At 55.5% G+C, this 18,334-nt stretch carries 19 protein-coding genes; 12 read left to right on the top strand and 7 right to left on the bottom strand.

Translation table 11 applies throughout. The features are described 5' to 3' along the window. Positions 1–36 precede the first annotated feature (36 nt). Together rnr and rlmB are read left to right on the top strand one after the other, a co-directional pair. Positions 37–2,481 (top strand): ribonuclease R, encoded by a 2,445-nt coding sequence (rnr, locus tag EXW94_RS24215; protein ID WP_042713434.1) that lies wholly within the window; start codon positions 37–39, stop codon positions 2,479–2,481. A 66-nt stretch (positions 2,482–2,547) separates the two neighbouring features. Continuing rightward, entirely contained in the window at positions 2,548–3,279 is a 732-nt protein-coding gene (rlmB, locus tag EXW94_RS24210) for a 23S rRNA (guanosine(2251)-2'-O)-methyltransferase RlmB (RefSeq protein ID WP_058840431.1), read from the top strand. A gap of 82 nt (positions 3,280–3,361) precedes the next feature. Here rlmB and EXW94_RS24205 read toward each other — a convergent pair whose 3' ends face one another. Then, positions 3,362–4,636, bottom strand: coding sequence for an MFS transporter (locus EXW94_RS24205; RefSeq protein WP_120159574.1), 1,275 nt, complete (start codon positions 4,634–4,636; stop codon positions 3,362–3,364). Between the two features lie 193 nt (positions 4,637–4,829). On the opposite strand from EXW94_RS24205, the gene EXW94_RS24200 reads away from it, so the two are divergent. Next, on the top strand, positions 4,830–6,452 hold the full coding sequence (locus tag EXW94_RS24200; protein WP_126816397.1) for an isovaleryl-CoA dehydrogenase: 1,623 nt from the start codon (positions 4,830–4,832) through the stop codon (positions 6,450–6,452). Here EXW94_RS24200 and EXW94_RS24195 read toward each other — a convergent pair. From EXW94_RS24195 to bsmA, 3 genes are all read right to left on the bottom strand, one after another. After that, complete coding sequence (locus EXW94_RS24195; RefSeq protein ID WP_174341215.1) at positions 6,449–8,380, bottom strand: methyl-accepting chemotaxis protein; 1,932 nt, start codon at positions 8,378–8,380, stop codon at positions 6,449–6,451. The genes EXW94_RS24200 and EXW94_RS24195 overlap by 4 nt on opposite strands. Positions 8,381–8,550: 170 nt before the next feature. Next, positions 8,551–8,826, bottom strand: coding sequence for a DUF1471 family protease activator YjfN (gene yjfN, locus EXW94_RS24190; protein ID WP_139157912.1), 276 nt, complete (start codon positions 8,824–8,826; stop codon positions 8,551–8,553). Positions 8,827–8,974: 148 nt separating this feature from the next. Next, on the bottom strand, positions 8,975–9,304 hold the full coding sequence (bsmA, locus tag EXW94_RS24185) for a biofilm peroxide resistance protein BsmA (protein ID WP_108417891.1): 330 nt from the start codon (positions 9,302–9,304) through the stop codon (positions 8,975–8,977). A gap of 138 nt (positions 9,305–9,442) precedes the next feature. Here bsmA and yjfP point away from each other — a divergent pair, with 138 nt between their 5' ends. Next, positions 9,443–10,165, top strand: a complete 723-nt coding sequence (gene yjfP, locus EXW94_RS24180; protein WP_126816395.1) for an esterase — start codon at positions 9,443–9,445, stop codon at positions 10,163–10,165. Here yjfP and ulaR read toward each other — a convergent pair. Both ulaR and ulaG read right to left on the bottom strand, forming a co-directional pair. Then, positions 10,162–10,917 (bottom strand): HTH-type transcriptional regulator UlaR, encoded by a 756-nt coding sequence (gene ulaR / locus EXW94_RS24175; protein ID WP_042713424.1) that lies wholly within the window; start codon positions 10,915–10,917, stop codon positions 10,162–10,164. The genes yjfP and ulaR overlap by 4 nt on opposite strands. A gap of 110 nt (positions 10,918–11,027) precedes the next feature. After that, positions 11,028–12,092: an L-ascorbate 6-phosphate lactonase gene (ulaG, locus tag EXW94_RS24170; protein ID WP_126816394.1), complete on the bottom strand. Its 1,065-nt coding sequence runs from the start codon at positions 12,090–12,092 to the stop codon at positions 11,028–11,030. A gap of 358 nt (positions 12,093–12,450) precedes the next feature. On the opposite strand from ulaG, the gene ulaA reads away from it, so the two are divergent. From ulaA to EXW94_RS24140, 6 genes are read left to right on the top strand one after another with little or no spacing between them, the layout of a single operon-like run. Further along, positions 12,451–13,851 carry a PTS ascorbate transporter subunit IIC gene (gene ulaA, locus EXW94_RS24165; protein WP_174341214.1) on the top strand — a complete coding sequence of 467 codons (1,401 nt, stop codon included), beginning with the start codon at positions 12,451–12,453 and terminating at the stop codon, positions 13,849–13,851. Between the two features lie 12 nt (positions 13,852–13,863). Continuing rightward, positions 13,864–14,169, top strand: a complete 306-nt coding sequence (ulaB, locus tag EXW94_RS24160; RefSeq protein ID WP_000218355.1) for a PTS ascorbate transporter subunit IIB — start codon at positions 13,864–13,866, stop codon at positions 14,167–14,169. 9 nt (positions 14,170–14,178) lie between these two features. After that, the gene (gene ulaC / locus EXW94_RS24155) at positions 14,179–14,646 is read left to right on the top strand and encodes a PTS ascorbate transporter subunit IIA (RefSeq protein ID WP_174341213.1); all 468 of its coding nucleotides are present in this window, start codon (positions 14,179–14,181) and stop codon (positions 14,644–14,646) included. Between the two features lie 12 nt (positions 14,647–14,658). Next, positions 14,659–15,309: a 3-keto-L-gulonate-6-phosphate decarboxylase UlaD gene (ulaD, locus tag EXW94_RS24150; protein ID WP_023334265.1), complete on the top strand. Its 651-nt coding sequence runs from the start codon at positions 14,659–14,661 to the stop codon at positions 15,307–15,309. A gap of 9 nt (positions 15,310–15,318) precedes the next feature. Beyond that, entirely contained in the window at positions 15,319–16,179 is an 861-nt protein-coding gene (locus EXW94_RS24145) for an L-ribulose-5-phosphate 3-epimerase (RefSeq protein WP_174341212.1), read from the top strand. Then, on the top strand, positions 16,172–16,858 hold the full coding sequence (locus EXW94_RS24140; RefSeq protein WP_174341211.1) for an L-ribulose-5-phosphate 4-epimerase: 687 nt from the start codon (positions 16,172–16,174) through the stop codon (positions 16,856–16,858). Before EXW94_RS24145 ends, EXW94_RS24140 begins: the two co-directional genes overlap by 8 nt. Positions 16,859–16,998: 140 nt before the next feature. On the opposite strand, the gene yjfY is transcribed toward EXW94_RS24140, so the two are convergent. Beyond that, positions 16,999–17,274: a DUF1471 family protein YjfY gene (gene yjfY, locus EXW94_RS24135; protein ID WP_010427445.1), complete on the bottom strand. Its 276-nt coding sequence runs from the start codon at positions 17,272–17,274 to the stop codon at positions 16,999–17,001. 343 nt (positions 17,275–17,617) lie between these two features. Between yjfY and rpsF the strand changes: the two genes are divergently transcribed. Together rpsF and priB are read left to right on the top strand one after the other, a co-directional pair. Beyond that, a complete protein-coding gene (gene rpsF / locus EXW94_RS24130; RefSeq protein WP_014068637.1) occupies positions 17,618–18,013 on the top strand; it encodes a 30S ribosomal protein S6 in 396 nt (131 codons plus the stop codon). A 6-nt stretch (positions 18,014–18,019) separates the two neighbouring features. Continuing rightward, positions 18,020–18,334, top strand: coding sequence for a primosomal replication protein N (gene priB, locus EXW94_RS24125; protein WP_008502895.1), 315 nt, complete (start codon positions 18,020–18,022; stop codon positions 18,332–18,334).

Raw genomic sequence — 18,334 nt, 5'->3', positions numbered from 1 at the left:
AAAATTTCCACCGGAGCTGACAACGGAGGAACCGACATGTCACATGATCCTTTCCAGGAACGCGAAGCCGAAAAATACGCGAATCCTATCCCTAGCCGCGAGTTCATCATTGAACACTTAACAAAACGCGAAAAACCCGCCAATCGTGAAGAACTTGCCGTTGAATTAAACATTGAAGGTGAAGAGCAAATTGAAGCCCTTCGCCGCCGCCTGCGCGCGATGGAGCGTGACGGGCAACTGGTCTTTACCCGCCGCCAGTGCTACGCGCTGCCAGAACGCCTCGATCTGCTGAAAGGGACCGTCATTGGTCACCGCGATGGCTTCGGCTTCCTGCGCGTGGAAGGCCGCAAAGACGATCTGTACCTCTCATCTGAGCAGATGAAGATGTGTATCCACGGCGATCAGATCCTGGCGCAACCGCTGGGCGCGGACCGTAAAGGCCGCCGCGAAGCGCGCGTGGTGCGTGTGCTGGTGCCAAAAACCAGCCAGATTGTTGGCCGCTACTTTACCGACGCGGGCGTGGGCTTTGTGGTACCGGACGACAGCCGCCTGAGCTTCGACATTCTGATCCCACCTGAAGAGGTAATGGGCGCACGCATGGGCTTTGTGGTGGTGGTAGAACTCACCCAGCGCCCAACCCGTCGCACCAAAGCCGTAGGTAAAATCGTCGAAGTGTTGGGCGATAACATGGGCACCACGATGGCCGTTGATATGGCGCTGCGTACCCATGAGATCCCTTACGTCTGGCCGAAAGCGGTTGAAGATCAGATCGAAAGCCTGCGCGAAGAAGTGCCGGAAGAGTCTAAGGTGGGCCGCGTGGATCTGCGCTCCCTGCCGCTGGTCACTATTGATGGCGAAGACGCCCGCGACTTTGATGACGCCGTTTACTGTGAGAAAAAACGCGGTGGCGGCTGGCGTCTGTGGGTTGCTATCGCTGACGTAAGCTATTATGTCCGTCCGCATACGCCGCTGGATAACGAAGCGCGCAGCCGCGGTACGTCAGTCTACTTCCCGTCTCAGGTTGTGCCGATGCTGCCGGAAGTGCTCTCTAACGGTCTGTGCTCCCTGAACCCGCAGGTTGACCGTCTTTGCATGGTCTGCGAGATGACCATCTCGACCAAAGGGCGCTTAACCGGCTTCAAATTCTACGAAGCGGTGATGAGCTCGCACGCGCGTCTGACCTATACTAAGGTCTGGCATATGCTGCAGGGCGACCAGGATCTGCGCGAGCAGTACGCGCCGCTGGTCAAACACATCGAAGAGCTGCATAACCTCTACAAAACGCTGGAACAGGCGCGCGAAGAGCGCGGCGGGATCTCGTTTGAGAGCGAAGAAGCGAAATTCATCTTCAACGCCGAACGCCGCATTGAGCGTATTGAGCAGACCCAGCGTAACGACGCCCACAAGCTGATCGAAGAGTGTATGATTCTGGCGAACATCTCGGCGGCACGTTTCGTTGAGAAAGCCAAAGAGCCAGCGCTGTTCCGTATTCACGATAAGCCGACCACGGAAGCCATTACCTCATTCCGTTCTGTGCTGGCTGAACTGGGCCTGGAGCTGCCGGGTGGCAACAAGCCAGAGCCGCGCGATTACGCCGAGCTGCTGGAATCCATCGGCGATCGTCCTGATGCAGAAATGCTGCAGACCATGCTGCTGCGCTCCATGAAGCAGGCGATCTACGATCCGGAAAACCGTGGCCACTTCGGTCTGGCGCTGCAGTCTTACGCCCACTTCACGTCGCCGATCCGTCGTTATCCTGACCTTTCCCTGCACCGTGCGATCAAGTATCTGCTGGCGCAGGAGCAGGGCCACAAAGGGAACACCACCGAAACTGGCGGCTACCACTATTCGATGGAAGAGATGCTGCAGCTGGGCCAGCACTGCTCCATGGCCGAACGTCGTGCCGATGAAGCAACACGTGACGTGGCGGACTGGCTGAAGTGTGACTTTATGCTGGATCAGGTAGGCAACGTTTTCAAAGGCGTGATTGCCAGCGTGACCGGCTTTGGTTTCTTCGTTCGTCTGGACGAGCTGTTTATTGACGGTCTGGTGCACGTCTCCAGCCTGGATAACGACTACTACCGCTTTGATCAGGTCGGACAACGCCTGATTGGCGAGTCTGGCGGCCAGACTTACCGTCTGGGCGACCGTGTGGAAGTGAAGGTCGAAGCCGTGAATATGGACGACCGTAAAATCGACTTCAGCCTGATCTCCAGCGAGCGCGCGCCGCGTAACGTCGGCAAAACCGAGCGTGAGAAAGCGAAAAAAGGCGGTAACGGTAAACCGGGCGGCGGTAAACGTCGTCAGGCGGGCAAGAAGGTAAACTTCGAGCCGGACAGCGCGTTCCGCGGCGAGAAGAAACAGAAGCCGAAGGCGGCGAAGAAAGAAGCTCGCTCAGCGAAAAAACCGTCCGCTAAAACGCAGAAAATAGCTGCCGCGACCAAAGCGAAGCGTGCGGCCAAGAAAAAGCAGGCGGAGTAAATTCTCCCCTCACCCTGACCCTCTCCCCTACGGGGGGAGGGGAAATACTTATTACGAGAACCATCAATGAGTGAAATGATTTACGGCATCCACGCGGTGCAGGCCCTTCTCGAGCGCGCACCGGAGCGTTTTCAGGAAGTCTTTATTCTGAAAGGGCGTGAAGATAAGCGTCTGATGCCGCTGATCCACGCGCTGGAAGCGCAGGGCGTGGTGATCCAGCTGGCAAACCGTCAGTTCCTGGATGAGAAAAGTGAAGGGGCGGTACACCAGGGCATTATTGCCCGCGTGAAGCCGGGCCGTCAGTATCAGGAAAACGATCTGCCGGATCTGATTGCCGAACTGGATAACCCGTTCTTCCTGATCCTCGATGGCGTTACCGATCCGCACAACCTCGGTGCCTGCCTGCGTAGCGCCGATGCGGCGGGCGTACATGCGGTGATTGTGCCGAAAGATCGCTCCGCGCAGCTGAACGCGACGGCGAAGAAAGTGGCCTGCGGCGCGGCGGAAAACGTTCCGCTGATCCGCGTGACTAACCTGGCGCGCACCATGCGTCTGCTGCAGGAAGAGAACATCTGGATCGTCGGTACTGCCGGTGAAGCGGACCATACTCTGTACCAGAGCAAAATGACCGGCCGTCTGGCGCTGGTGATGGGGGCGGAAGGCGAAGGTATGCGTCGTCTGACGCGCGAGCACTGTGACGAGCTTATCAGCATCCCGATGGCGGGCAGCGTGTCGTCCCTGAACGTGTCCGTTGCGACGGGTATCTGCCTGTTTGAAGCGGTGCGTCAGCGTAGCTGATTTTCGCCCGGTGGCGCTTCGCTTACCGGGCCTACGGTTTTGTAGGCCGGGTAAGGCGAAGCCGCCACCCGGCAAAACAACCTCACTCCTCCAGCGACCGCAAATGGTCATCCTTTCTCAGCGTCATCAGGGCAAAGATACTCACCACTGCCGTCGCCATCACGTAATACGCCGGAATATCCAGGTTGCCCGTCTGCTTAATCAGCCCGGTAATGATTAACCCTGCACATCCCGAGAAAATCGCGTTCGACAAAGAGTAGGCCAGCCCCAGCCCCGTATAGCGCACGCGCGTCGGGAACATCTCAGATAGCATTGCCGGGCCTGGTCCTGCCAGCATCCCGACCAGACCGCCCGCAATCAACACCACAACAGCCTTCACCGCCAGCGTACTCGACTCCGCCTGCAGGATTTTCAGCAGCGGCAGGGCGAGGATCAGCAAAAGCGCGGTGGCGATAATCATCACCGTGCGGCGCCCGATCCGGTCGCTCAGGATCCCCGACGGAATAATCGTCAGCGCAAACCCAATATTGGAAATCACCGCTATCAGCAGCGCCTGGTTAAACCCGGTGTGCAGCGCCGACTGCAGATAGGTCGGCATAATCACCAGGTAGGTATACCCCGCAGCAGACCAGACCATCACCCGCCCAATCCCCATCACGATGGCCCGGAGCGTGGCGGCAGTATCCGCCTGAGCGACAGCCGGTTTATCCTGCTGCTGCACAAAGCTGGGCGTTTCTTCCATGCTGACTCGAAGCCACAGCGCAACGACGCCCATAGGCAGCGCCAGGAAGAACGGAATGCGCCAGCCCCAGTCGTGGAGGGCTTCCGGCGTGAGGAGGGCGGAGAGCAGCGCCACGATGCCTGCGCCCGCTAACAGCCCCAGTGCCACGGTAAAGGACTGCCACGCGCCATAGAGTCCACGCTTGCCGCGCGGGGCGAACTCCGTCATCAGCGAGACCGCACCGCCGTACTCGCCCCCCGCGAACAGCCCCTGCAGGATGCGAAGCAGCGTAATAATGAGCGGGGCGGCAATCCCGATGCTGGCGTAGACCGGCACAATGCCGATGGCGGCGGTAGCGAGCGTCATCAGCACCAGCACAATGATTAGCGTCGGTTTACGGCCAATCCGGTCGCCGATGCGGCCAAACACCACCGCACCCAGCGGGCGGAAGAAGAAGGCGATGGCAAACGAGGCGTAGGTGAGGATCAGGCTGGTAAGCCCCGCTTCTCCTTCAAGCTGGAAGAAGTTTTTCGCAATAACGGTCGCCAGAAAACCGTAGACCGCAAACTCATACCACTCGATAAAGTTGCCAATGGAGCCTGCAATTAATGCACGCTTGTGCGCGTCCCGTTGCATAACGATCCTCACTGAAAGGGGTAAGAATAAATTATTCAACAAAAGCGAAGTGATGAAATAGTTTATTCTTATGTTATGTGAGCTATTTCACGAATGATATCAGCGGGATCGTGAACGTGTGATTCCCCTCCCATGCAGCGTGCGCGCGGTCTGTCCATACTTATCGTCATTGCCACTGAAGGAGGGAGACAGCATGCACTGGCAGACCCACACCGTTTTCAATCAACCGGCACCGCTTTCCAACAGCAACCTTTTTCTCTCAGACTGCGCCCTGCGCGATGCGGTTACGCGTGAAGGCGCCGAGTGGGATATTGAGTTGCTCGCCAGTATCGGGCAGCAATTAGGTACCGCGGAGTCGCTGGAGCTTGGCAGGCTGGCAAACGTCAACCCGCCCGAGCTGTTACGCTATGACGCCACGGGCGAGCGGCTGGACGACGTGCGTTTTCATCCGGCATGGCATCTGCTGATGCAGGGGCTTTGCGCCAACCGCGTGCATAACCTGGCGTGGGAAGAGGAGGCGCGTAAAGGGTCGTTTGTCGCTCGCGCCGCGCGCTTTGTGCTTCATGCTCAGGTTGAGGCGGGCACGCTTTGCCCGGTCACCATGACGTTCGCCGCCACGCCGCTGCTGCAGCAGGCGCTCCCCAAAATATTTCATGACTGGCTCACGCCGCTGCTCAGCGATCGCTACGATCCGCATCTGGCCCCCGGCGCGCAAAAGCGCGGTCTGCTGATCGGTATGGGGATGACGGAAAAGCAGGGCGGCTCAGACGTGCTCAGCAATACCACCAAAGCGGAAAAATGCAGCGACGGCAGCTACCGGCTGGTGGGGCATAAATGGTTTTTCTCCGTGCCGCAAAGCGATGCACATCTGGTGCTGGCCCAGGCTAAGGGCGGGCTATCCTGCTTTTTTGTGCCGCGCTTTTTGCCCGACGGACAACGCAACGCCGTCCGCCTGGAACGCCTCAAGGACAAGCTCGGGAACCGCTCCAACGCCAGCAGCGAGGCGGAATTCCTCGATGCCTCCGGCTGGTTGTTGGGGGAAGAAGGTGAAGGGGTACGGCAGATACTCAAAATGGGCGGTCTGACGCGCTTCGACTGCGCGCTGGGCAGCCACGGACTGATGCGTCGGGCGCTGTCGGTGGCGCTTTATCATGCCCATCAGCGGCAAACCTTCGGTAAAAATCTTATCGACCAGCCGATAATGCGTGAGGTGTTAAGCCGGATGGCACTGGTGATGGAGGGGCACACGGCGCTGCTGTTCCGCCTGGCCCGCGCGTGGGACAAGCGTGCCGATCCGCAAGAGGCCGCCTGGGCGCGGCTGTTTACCCCGGCTGCGAAATTTAGCGTGTGTAAAGCGGGCATCCCATTTGTCGCGGAGGCGATGGAGGTGCTGGGGGGGATCGGATATTGCGAAGAGAGCGAACTTCCCCGTCTGTACCGTGAAATGCCGGTCAACAGCATCTGGGAAGGATCGGGCAATATCATGTGCCTGGACGTGCTGCGCGTGCTGGCGAAGCAGCCGGGGATCCACGATCTGCTTGCAGACGAGTTTGCGCAGGTAAAAGGGCAGGACAGACACTTCGACCGCAGCTGGCGCCAGCTGCAGCAAAAACTGCGTAAGCCGCAGGAGGCACAGGGCCGGGAGATTGCTCAACAGCTCTTTTTACTGGGTGCCGGAAGCCAGATGCTGCGACACGCTTCACCGCCCGTGGCGCAGGCGTGGTGCCGCATGATGCTGGATACCCGTGGCGGAACGCTAATGAGCGAGCAGGTGCAAAATGACCTTCTGCTGCGCGCCACGGGCAGAGTCGGTTAGCCTTTTAGCTGGAACAGGCTGACCAGTTGGGTGAGGTGTGAGCCTTTCTCGCGCAGCGTGTGCGCGGTCTGCTCGCTGCGCGAGACGCGGTCGGCGTTGATGTGCGACGCTTCGCCAATGTGCGTCATGGCAAGATTCACCTGCCCAATCCCCGCGGATTGTTCGCGGGAAGCGTGGTTGATCTCGGTAACCAGCTGGCTGATGTTATCGATATGAACAATGATGGCGTCCATAGCCAGACGCGTCTTTTCTGACAGCGCGTGGCCTTCGCTTACCTTGCTCAGCGTATCGCCAATCAGGTGTTCAATCTCCTTCACCGCGTTGGCACTGCGTGCAGCCAGGGCGCGAACCTCCTGCGCCACCACGGCGAAGCCTTTGCCATGTTCGCCCGCGCGAGCCGCTTCGACCGCCGCATTCAGCGCCAGAATGTTAGTCTGGAACGCGATGGACTCAATCACGCGGGTAATGTCCTCAATGCGTTTAGAGGCATCGCGGATATCATCCATAGTCGACACCGCGTGGGTGACTGTCTCACCGCCCTGATGAACCGCGAGCGAGGTTTCACCCACCAGCTGCTGCGTTTGCTCCATGTTGGCGGCATTTTGCTGCACGGTGGCGGCCAGCTGCTCCATGCTGGCGGAAGTCTCTTCCACGCTGCTGGCCTGCTTGTTGATCTGCTCCGAGATTTCTCCGGTGTCGGAAGCCAGCGCATTGGTGCCCAAATGGATCTCGCCCGCGGCCTCACGCACCTGCAGGACAATTTTTTGCAGCCCATCGCCAATACCGTTGATGGCATCAACCAGCTGGCCGACCTCATCCTGACGCGTTACGGGCAGGCTGGCGCGCAGATCGCCTGCGGCATACTGGCGGGCCAGCTCGATCACGTTACGCAGCGGGCGGGTCAGCATCCGGCGAATGAGCATCACAAACAGGCCCGCGAAGAGCACGGAAATCACCACGCCCGCCAGCAAGAACCGGTCACGCATGGCGTTGACGCTTGCGAGAAGGACCGATTTATCCACTTCACCCACGATGGTCCAGTTCCAGCCCGGCAGCGGCGTATAGGCCATTTTCAGCGTGCGGCCGTCGTCGCTTACGCGCTCCAGCGTGCCGGAGGCATCGCTCAGCAGCTGCTGTTGGGTGGCGCTGTCCCACTTCGGCAGTTGCCCCTCTTCACTGCCGTGGAACAGGAACTGCCCGCGCGTTTTGCCGTGGCTGCGATCCAGCACATAGAAGTGCCCGCTCTCACCCAGCCGACGGTTGAGGATTTTCTCTCGCATAACGTTCCAGGAGTGTGTGATATCTACCCCAACAAAGATGATCGCAATGACCTGTCCTTCGGCATTTTTAACGGGCTGGTACTGGGTGATGTAGCGTTTGCCAAACAGCAGCGCCAGGCCACGGTAAACTTCGCCCCTGGTGACGGCCGCAAATGCCGGGCTGGTGGTATCCAGAAGGGTTCCCATCGCCCGGTCGCCATTCTCCTTGCGCAGAGAGGTGGCAACGCGAATAAAGTCGTTACCGCTGCGAACGAACAGCGTGGAGATTGCGCCCATACGATTCAGAAAGTCGTCAGAAAAAGCATTGTTTTCATGCAGTTCAGATTCACCGCCTTTCAGCAAAGGCACATTGATCCCGCTAATGGTGCGGGTCTGACTCGTATCGACCGTAAATGGCTGAGGCAGGAAAGTGGTGAACAGTCGGGTATAGCTTTCGACCTCTTCGCTCAGACTGGTATTAAACATTTGCACCATATCGACCATGCCGGTGGACTGGTTATGCAAATCTTCGACGGCAAGATCTTCAAGCTGCTGGTTGGCTTTATGGCTGAGCAGAAAAGTGAAAAGCAGAAACAGAATGGCGACACTCATACCGGTCAGTAGCGATAGCTTAGTGCCCAGACCCGCACGGCGGAAAGAATTGATCATAAATTGCTCATCATTGAAAAGGTATGCCTGTTCAACGGCAGAGCAGCGATAACATTTATGCTATTAATGTAACAAAATGTTATTTGTTTGTTTTTGGATGGTTTTGAAAAAGATAAAAGATTTGCAAAAACGAAAAGCCACTAAAATTAAGTGGCTTTTATCGGGAGGGGCTAAACATAGAGGATGGCTTGTACCCGCCAATGATCAACATGGTTATCTTCCTGCATCTGGATGATGCGATACCAGGAAGCACCTTGTTCATCGGCTTTTAATGCAACGACACGTTCAACGTCTTGCGGGCTCCCCGAGATGTTATTCACGGAGATTTGGCCTATTTCATTCAGGCCAGTCACGCAATCAGCACTGGCGAATTCAGCTGATTGTGCGGTTGTGCTCACAAGGCCTGCTGAGAGCAACAGTGTGGTCAAGGCAAGAGTTCGTTTCATCGTCAGCTCCATTTCACATGTCTCCGGTATCCGCCGGGCAATCCTTCGCAAATAAACTCACTTCCATTGGTGCAGGCATGGAGTTTATTGTGGACAGGAAAATGTCTATGGACGCAAAGCAGTGTAAATGTCGTTCAAACGATCGCCATTACTTACGGTACAAAATCGCCTGCGAGTACCACTGTCCCGTAATGATGGTTTCGTCGATCATAATGATGACGTAATAATCTGCTTTGGCGGCTGCGGCTTGTGCTTCAATAGAGGCTTCCGCGTCATCCGGGGAACCGCGAACCAACGCGGAGACAGTGCCCATTCGCTGTAATCCTTCAGTCTGATTACGACGAATTTCCTGTGGGTGATCGGCGACCGGCGGAGCGGGTTGCGGTGTCCCCTGCAGCGCGCTACAGCCACTGAGCAGAAACACAAACAATAAAGCAGCCAACCTGCGCATAACCATATCTCGTTTCCTGATAGCCATAGTGTAGTTGCCTGTAAATTTAGTTTTGGGGGAATGTTCCCGAAGTGTTATCTGAGGCGAAGATTTCGAATGAAAATATCCAGAAACCGTAATCCAGCTCTCAAACATTATGAATCATTCATCAGTACAGGAGCGACAATGATTGAACTCGAAACGCGACGCCTTGGTGACCGCGAAATATTACATGCTTTCCCCACCGGAAAAAGTGAGCAGCCGCTGCCAGTTGTGGTTTTTTATCATGGGTTTACCTCGTCAAAACTGGTTTATAGCTATTTTGCTGTGGCGCTGGCGCAGGCTGGATTCCGCGTTGTTATGCCGGATGCTCCGGATCATGGCGCGCGATTTTCGGGCAACGAGCAGGCGCGGCTCGGCCAGTTCTGGCAAATCTTGCACGGTAGCCTGACGGAATTCGCAGGGCTGCGCGATGCGCTTTTTGAGGCCGGGCTGGTGGAGAACGATCGCCTGGCGGTTGCTGGGGCGTCAATGGGGGGGATGACGGCGCTGGGGATCATGACGCATCATTCGGAGGTGAAATGCGTCGCTTGTCTGATGGGGTCGGGCTACTTCACTTCGCTCTCGAAGACGCTGTTTCCCTCGCAGAACCCAGAAGATATCGACGCGGCACTGGCGGAGTGGGACGTCACCCATGCGTTACCGCACCTGGCCAATCGCCCGCTGCTGCTGTGGCACGGCGATGCGGATGATGTGGTTCCGCCTGACGGAACTTTCCGTTTACAGCAGGCGTTAAAGAATGAAGGGCTGGACGGCAATTTAACCTGCCTTTGGGAGGCGGGCGTTCGTCACCGTATTACGCCGACGGCGCTGGATGCCACGGTGAGCTTTTTCCGCCAGCACCTTTAAACCCGAAGAATTTTGACCCCTTGATCTTCCAGCTTCTGGAGGATCTCCGGGTTGGCATTTTTACCGGTGATCACCATATCGATTTGCTCGGCACGGCTGAACAGCATGCCTGCGCGCTCGCCCACTTTGCTGCTGTCGACCAGCACAACGAGCTTGCCGACCACGTTAAGCATGTTTTGCTCCGCCATGGCGGTCAGCATATCGGTTTTATACAGCCCATCCGTGGTCAGGCCTTTACCGCTGGTGAACATCCAGTGTCCGGCGTAGAGGCTATTTTCACTGTCCTGTGGGCTGAGCGTAATGGACTGGCTCTTATTGTACTGACCGCCCATGATCACTACGCTTTCATGCTCCTGGTCAATGAGATAGTTGGCCAGCGGCAAATAGTTAGTGATGATTTGCACCGGTTTGCCACACATCTCCCGCCCCAGTAAAAACGCCGTGGAGCCGCAGTTGATCACGACGCTTTCGCCAGGGTTGACCAACTGTGATGCTGCTCTTGCAATCCGTACTTTTTCATCGTGGTTCTGCGCCTGATGAATGTTCATCGGCGTCCAGCGCGGACGCTGCTGGCTAATGGCTTCCGCACCGTTACGGACTTTTTTCAGTTTGCCACTTTCATCCAGCTTGTTGATGTCCCGTCGGGCGGTTGCCGGAGAAATGCCTAATCGTTCGATCACTTTCTCAACGGTGATAAACCCTGTTTGCGCCAGGAGTTCCAGTAAAATTTGATGTCGTTGCGCTTCCGTCATGAGCTATTCCGATAAGAATTGATTTGAAAAGATGATATTTGAAATAGCGTGAAATTACTAAAAGAAATATGACATCGCCAGACACAAGGTCTGGCGATTTGACTTCACAATCAGAGGAAGGACTTGAACGGCAGGTCAGGCTCAATGGTGAAGCAATCATCGAAACCACGTGGGTAGTGATATTCCAGATTATCTTTGTCCAGTGGCCAGGTGAACTTGCCACCGACCTGCCAGATGAACGGCTTGAAGCCATACTTCAGGCGGTCTTTTTTCATTTCCCACAGCACGCGGATTTCCTGCGGGTCTGCCTGGAAGTTTGACCAGATATCATGGTGGAACGGAATAACCACTTTAGTGTTCAGCGATTCCGCCATGCGCAGCATATCGGCGCTGGTCATTTTGTCGGTGATGCCGCGCGGGTTCTCACCGTAGGAGCCCAGCGCCACGTCGATCTGATGCTCGTTACCGTGCTTCGCATAGTAGTTGGAGTAGTGGGAGTCACCGCTGTGGTACAGAGAACCGCCAGGGGTTTTAAACAGGTAGTTCACCGCACGTTCGTCCATACCATCTGGCAGCACGCCTGCTGCTTTCTGATCGGCAGGCAGGGTGATCAATGCTGTACGGTCAAAGGCATCCAGCGCGTGGATTTCAATGTCTTTAATTTTTACTACATCGCCCGGTTTCATCACGATGCAGCGCTCTTTCGGCACGCCCCAACCGATCCACAGATCCACGCAGGTCTGCGGCCCAATGAACGGCACATCGTCCGCGCAGTTTTGCATCACCGCTGCAGCCACGTTCACGTCGATATGATCGTTATGATCGTGGGTAGAGAGGACGGCGTCGATCTGACGAATCGCAAATGGATCAAGCACAAACGGTGTGGTACGCAGGTTCGGCTGCAGTTTTTCTACGCCCGCCATGCGCTGCATCTGATGGCCTTTTTTCATCAGCGGGTTGCCGTGGCTCTGCTTGCCGGTGCCGCACCAGAAATCGACGCAGATATTGGCGCCACCTTCTGATTTCAGCCAGATACCGGTACAGCCCAGCCACCACATTGCAAACGTGCCAGGAGCAACCTGTTCCTGCTCGATCTCTTCATTCAGCCAGCTACCCCACTCCGGGAAGGTGCTCAGAATCCATGATTCACGGGTGATGGTGTTCACTTTACTCATCGTTTTGACTCCTGGTTTAATCAAAAGTAATCACAATGTGATTTGTTGTGATTGATGCTGGCATCATTTGACGCGTTTTGCAATGGTAAATATGGTGAATTTTATCTGTTCGACTTCACGGATTATCCGTTTTTTACTTGTTAGACTATCCACTATTAATCATTAATTGCATGAATTATAAAGATTAATTTATTTTTCATGTACGGTAGTGAAAATCATTACTAACACCATGGAAATAATTTGCGTGATACGTCACAAATAATCAAATTCAATCTTGTGGTGATTATTTGTGATTACTAGAGTGATGGCACCAACCACACAGGGATTGCCCCTCGTGTTCTCATTTCTGGAGAGAGTTATGGAGATCCTCTACAACGTCTTTACCGTGTTCTTTAATCAGGTAATGACCAACGCCCCGCTGCTGCTGGGTATCGTGACGTGCCTGGGCTATATCCTGCTGCGAAAAAGCGTCAGCGTGATTATCAAAGGCACCATCAAAACCATTATTGGTTTTATGTTGCTGCAGGCGGGTTCAGGCATTCTGACCAGCACCTTTAAGCCGGTCGTCGCCAAAATGTCGGAAGTGTATGGCATCAACGGTGCCATCTCTGACACCTACGCCTCAATGATGGCGACCATCGACCGCATGGGTGATGCCTATAGCTGGGTGGGGTATGCGGTTCTGCTCGCCCTGGCCCTGAACATCATTTACGTTCTGCTGCGCCGCATTACCGGCATTCGCACCATCATGCTGACCGGCCATATCATGTTCCAGCAGGCGGGGCTGATTGCGGTTTCTTTCTATATCTTCGGCTACCCAATGTGGACCACGATTATCTGCACCGCGGTGCTGGTTTCGCTCTACTGGGGTATCACCTCCAACATGATGTACAAGCCAACCCAGGAAGTGACTGACGGCTGCGGCTTTTCCATCGGTCACCAGCAGCAGTTCGCCTCATGGATTGCCTATAAAGTTGCGCCGTACCTGGGCAAAAAAGAAGAGAGCGTTGAAGACCTCAAACTGCCGGGCTGGCTGAATATCTTCCACGACAACATCGTTTCAACGGCGATTGTGATGACCATCTTCTTCGGCGCCATTTTGCTCTCCTTCGGCATTGACGTTGTTCAGGCGATGGCGGGTAAAACCCACTGGACGGTCTATATCCTGCAGACCGGCTTCTCCTTCGCGGTGGCCATTTTCATCATCACTCAGGGCGTACGTATGTTCGTCGCCGAGCTGTCGGAAGCCTTCAACGGTATTTCCCAACGCCTGATCCCCGGTGCGGTGCTGGCGATTGACTGTGCTGCTATCTATAGCTTTGCGCCAAATGCGGTGGTCTGGGGCTTTATGTGGGGCACCATCGGCCAGCTGATTGCAGTAGGCATCCTGGTCGGCTGTGGCTCGTCAATCCTGATTATTCCTGGCTTTATCCCGATGTTCTTCTCCAACGCCACCATCGGCGTCTTCGCTAACCACTTCGGCGGCTGGCGCGCAGCGCTCAAGATCTGCCTGGTCATGGGCATGGTTGAAATCTTCGGTTGCGTGTGGGCGGTCAAGCTCACCGGTATGAGCGCCTGGATGGGCATGGCGGACTGGTCAATTCTGGCCCCGCCGATGATGCAGGGCTTTGCCTCCATCGGACTGGTCTTTATGGCCGTCATCATTCTGATTGCACTGGTTTATATGTTCTTCGCTGGCCGTTCGCTGCGAGCTGAAGAAGATGCGGAAAAACAAACAGCAGAAGTGTCTGCTCATTAAGGAGTTTCGATTATGACCGTACGTATCCTGGCTGTATGTGGCAATGGGCAAGGCAGCTCCATGATCATGAAGATGAAAGTGGACCAGTTTTTAACCCAGTCAAACATCGACCACACGGTGAACAGCTGCGCAGTGGGCGAATACAAAAGTGAGCTGAACGGCGCAGACATCATCATCGCCTCTACCCATATCGCCGGTGAAATCACCGTGACGGGCAACAAATATGTGGTGGGCGTGCGCAACATGCTGTCGCCTGCGGATTTCGGCCCAAAACTGCTGGAAGTGATCAAAGAGCACTTCCCTCAAGACGTGAAGTAAGGACGAAACATGAAATTACGTGATTCGCTGGCAGAAAATAACTCCATCCTTTTGCAGGCGGAGGCCAGCACCTGGCAGGAGGCGGTGAAGCTGAGCGTGGATCTGCTGGTTAAGGCTGACGTTGTCGAGCCGCGTTACTACCAGGCCATTCTTGATGGCGTGGCGCTGCACGGCCCTTACTTTGTGATTGCGCCTGGCCTGGCAATGCCGCACGGCCGCCCTGAAGAGGGCGTGAAAAAAACCGGCTTTGCCCTTGTGACGCTGAAAACGCCGCTGGTGTTTAACCATGAAGATAACGACCCGGTCGACATCCTGATCACCATGGCCGCCGTGGATGCCAACACCCACCAGGAGGTGGGCATCATGCAGATCGTCAATCTGTTTGATGATGAGGCCAATTTTGACCGTTTACGCGCCTGCCGTACCGAGCAGGACGTGCTGGATTTAATTGATAACGCCACTACGGCGGCAGTCTAAGAGGAATTGAACATGTCATTACCAATGTTGCAGGTTGCGCTGGATAACCAAACGTTGTCCCACGCTTACGAAACTACCCGTCTGATCGCGGAAGAAGTGGACATCATCGAAGTGGGTACCATTCTGTGCGTGGGTGAGGGCGTTCGCGCCGTTCGCGACCTGAAGGCGCTATATCCGCATAAAATCGTGCTGGCGGATGCCAAGATCGCCGATGCAGGCAAAATCCTTTCCCGCATGTGCTTTGAAGCGAATGCTGACTGGGTCACCGTGATCTGCTGTGCGGATATCAACACCGCGAAAGGCGCGCTGGACGTGGCAAAAGAGTTTAACGGCGACGTGCAGATTGAGCTGACCGGCTTCTGGACCTGGGAGCAGGCGCAAGAGTGGCGCGACGCGGGCATTCAGCAGGTGGTTTACCACCGTAGCCGTGATGCGCAGGCTGCAGGCGTGGCGTGGGGGGAAGCGGATATCAGCGCCATCAAACGTCTGGCGGATATGGGCTTCAAGGTCACCGTTACCGGCGGCCTGGCGTTGGAAGATCTGCCGCTGTTCCAGGGCATTCCAATTCACGTCTTTATTGCCGGTCGTAGCATTCGTGATGCGGCGTCTCCGGTGGAAGCGGCGCGTCAGTTTAAACGCTCAATCGCTCAGCTTTGGGGCTAAGGAGCGGGTATGTTGTCAAAACAGGTCCCGCTTGGCATCTATGAAAAGGCACTCCCCGCGGGGGAGTGCTGGCTGGAGCGGCTGCAGCTGGTAAAACAGCTGGGCTTCGATTTTGTCGAAATGTCCGTGGATGAGACAGACGAGCGCCTCTCTCGCCTCGACTGGAGCCGTGAACAGCGGCTCGCACTGGTGAGCGCCATTGCTGAAACGGGCGTGCGCGTGCCGTCCATGTGTCTGAGTGCCCACCGTCGTTTTCCGCTCGGCAGCGAAGATGATGCCGTACGCGCGCAGGGGCTGGAGATCATGCGTAAAGCCATTCGCTTTGCGCAGGATGTCGGTATCCGCGTGATCCAACTGGCGGGTTATGACGTTTACTATCAGGAAGCCAACGATGAAACGCGCCGTCGTTTCCGCGATGGTCTGAAAGAGAGCGTTGAGATGGCAAGTCGCGCGCAGGTCACGCTGGCGATGGAGATCATGGACTACCCGTTGATGAACTCCATCAGCAAGGCGCTGGGCTACGCGCACTATCTCAATAATCCATGGTTCCAGCTTTATCCCGACATTGGCAACCTGTCGGCATGGGATAACGACGTACAGATGGAGCTGCAGGCGGGCGTCGGTCATATCGTGGCGGTGCACGTCAAAGATACCCGTCCAGGCGTATTCAAAAATGTTCCGTTCGGCACCGGGGTGGTGGATTTCGAGCGGTGCTTCGAAACGCTCAAACAGACGGGTTATTGCGGGCCTTACCTGATTGAGATGTGGAGTGAAACGTCGGACGACCCGGCCGCTGAAGTGGCAAACGCGCGGGACTGGGTGCGCGAACGTATGGCGCGGGCGGGATTGCTGGAGGCTGAACATGCTTAAGCTTAAACAGCAGGTCTTTGAAGCCAACATGGATCTGCCGCGCTATGGCCTGGTCACGTTCACCTGGGGCAACGTGAGCGCTATCGACCGCGAGCAGGGTCTGGTAGTGATCAAGCCGAGCGGTGTGGCGTATGACACCATGAAAGCTGAAGATATGGTGGTGGTGGATCTCGAAGGGCGTGTCATTGACGGCAAATGGCGGCCTTCATCAGATACCGCAACCCATCTGGCGCTGTATCGGTGTTATCCGTCCCTTGGCGGCGTGGTACATACCCACTCCACGCACGCGACTGCCTGGGCACAGGCGGGGCTGCCCATACCGGCACTTGGAACGACGCATGCGGACTACTTCTTTGGCGACATTCCCTGCACGCGCGCATTAACGCAGGCTGAAGTGGAAGGCGAGTACGAGCTCAACACCGGGAAGGTCATCATCGAAACGTTGGGCGAAAGTGAACCGCTGCATACGCCGGGGATTGTGGTGTACCAGCACGGTCCGTTCGCCTGGGGTAAAGATGCTCACGACGCGGTACATAATGCTGTGGTGATGGAAGAGGTGGCCAAAATGGCGTGGATTGCCCGCGACATCAATCCACAGCTTCAGGGCATTGATGATTACCTGATGAACAAGCATTTTATGCGTAAGCATGGCCCGAATGCCTATTACGGGCAGAAGTGAATAAGTGCTCTGGAATACCAAAAACAGTTGTAACCGGTGGTATTCCGGAGCCATTCACAAAAAAAAGCCCCCGGGCAGGGGGCAAGTCAAACTATGGCTATGTTCTCTTTGTTGGCTTTCCTGGTGCTAGCGTTAAAGCGTTATCGGTAAATATCTGCACTGGCGTGCATGTTGCCGTTGCTGCCGGGCTCACGGGTTAACATCACGTGGTAATAGGTTGCGCCCTGGGCATCGGTTTCTTCGTTTAATGCCTGATCTGCTTCACTTTCCGTGGCGAAATTATGATTGATGTAAATTACGCCCAAGCTTTGCACATCATCCATGTTTCTGGCCTGTCGGCTGTCTATCTTGATGGCTGCCATCGCGTTTGCACTGAGCAAAAGCGCCGCCATTATAGCTAATGCGATTTTTTTCATGATATGCGCTCCACGACTGCGTGCTGTGTGACGGTTTGTCCTGCTCCTTCTCGGTTTAGATGGGCTCTGATAAAAGTGTAATCCCTTATCGCTGCGCGATGAGTGACCATTTCTGATGGTGTTGTTCAAAAAAACAACGCTTCTCGGTGTGATTAATTTTAAATCACCGACTTAGACCCGCTTCGCGCTTTGTGCGAATTATTTGTGCAATCAGCTTGAGTTTCCAGGGGCGCGCAAGTATTATGACGCGTCAATTTTTCAGCCGACCTTTAACACGTTCCTTGCCTCCCCGGGCCTCGGCTGACCCAGACAGGAGGCTGAATAATCCGTAAGGAGCAATTCGATGCGTCATTACGAAATCGTTTTTATGGTCCATCCTGACCAGAGCGAACAGGTTCCGGGTATGATCGAGCGTTACTCTGCTGCCATCACTGGTGCAGAAGGTACGATCCACCGTCTGGAAGACTGGGGCCGCCGTCAGCTGGCTTACCCGATCAACAAACTGCACAAAGCACACTACGTTCTGATGAACGTTGAAGCGCCGCAGGAAGTGATCGATGAGCTGGAAACTACCTTCCGCTTCAACGATGCCGTTATCCGCAGCATGGTTATGCGTACCAAAAACGCAGTTACCGAAGCATCTCCGATGGTTAAAGCGAAAGACGAGCGCCGTGAGCGTCGCGATGATTTCGCAAACGAAACCGCAGATGATTCTGATGCTGGGGATTCTGAAGAGTAATTTCTGATGACCAACCGTCTGGCGTTGTCCGGCATCGTATGCAGGGCTCCCCTTCGAAAGGTCAGTCCATCAGGAATTCCGCATTGCCAGTTCGTGCTTGAGCATCGTTCTGTGCAAGAGGAAGCCGGGTTTCACCGGCAGGCGTGGTGCCAAATGCCCGTTATTATTAGCGGACACGAAAACCAGGCCATTACTCACAGTTTAACGGTCGGTAGCGCAGTAATCGTTCAGGGGTTCATCTCTTGCCACAAGGCAAAGAACGGCCTGAGCAAAATGGTTCTGCATGCCGAGCAGATTGATTTGATAGATTCTGGAGACTAG

The sequence above is a fragment of the Enterobacter sp. JMULE2 genome (assembly GCF_013337145.1).
Classification (GTDB): domain Bacteria; phylum Pseudomonadota; class Gammaproteobacteria; order Enterobacterales; family Enterobacteriaceae; genus Enterobacter; species Enterobacter mori.
This window is presented reverse-complemented; position numbering and strand designations above follow the sequence as displayed.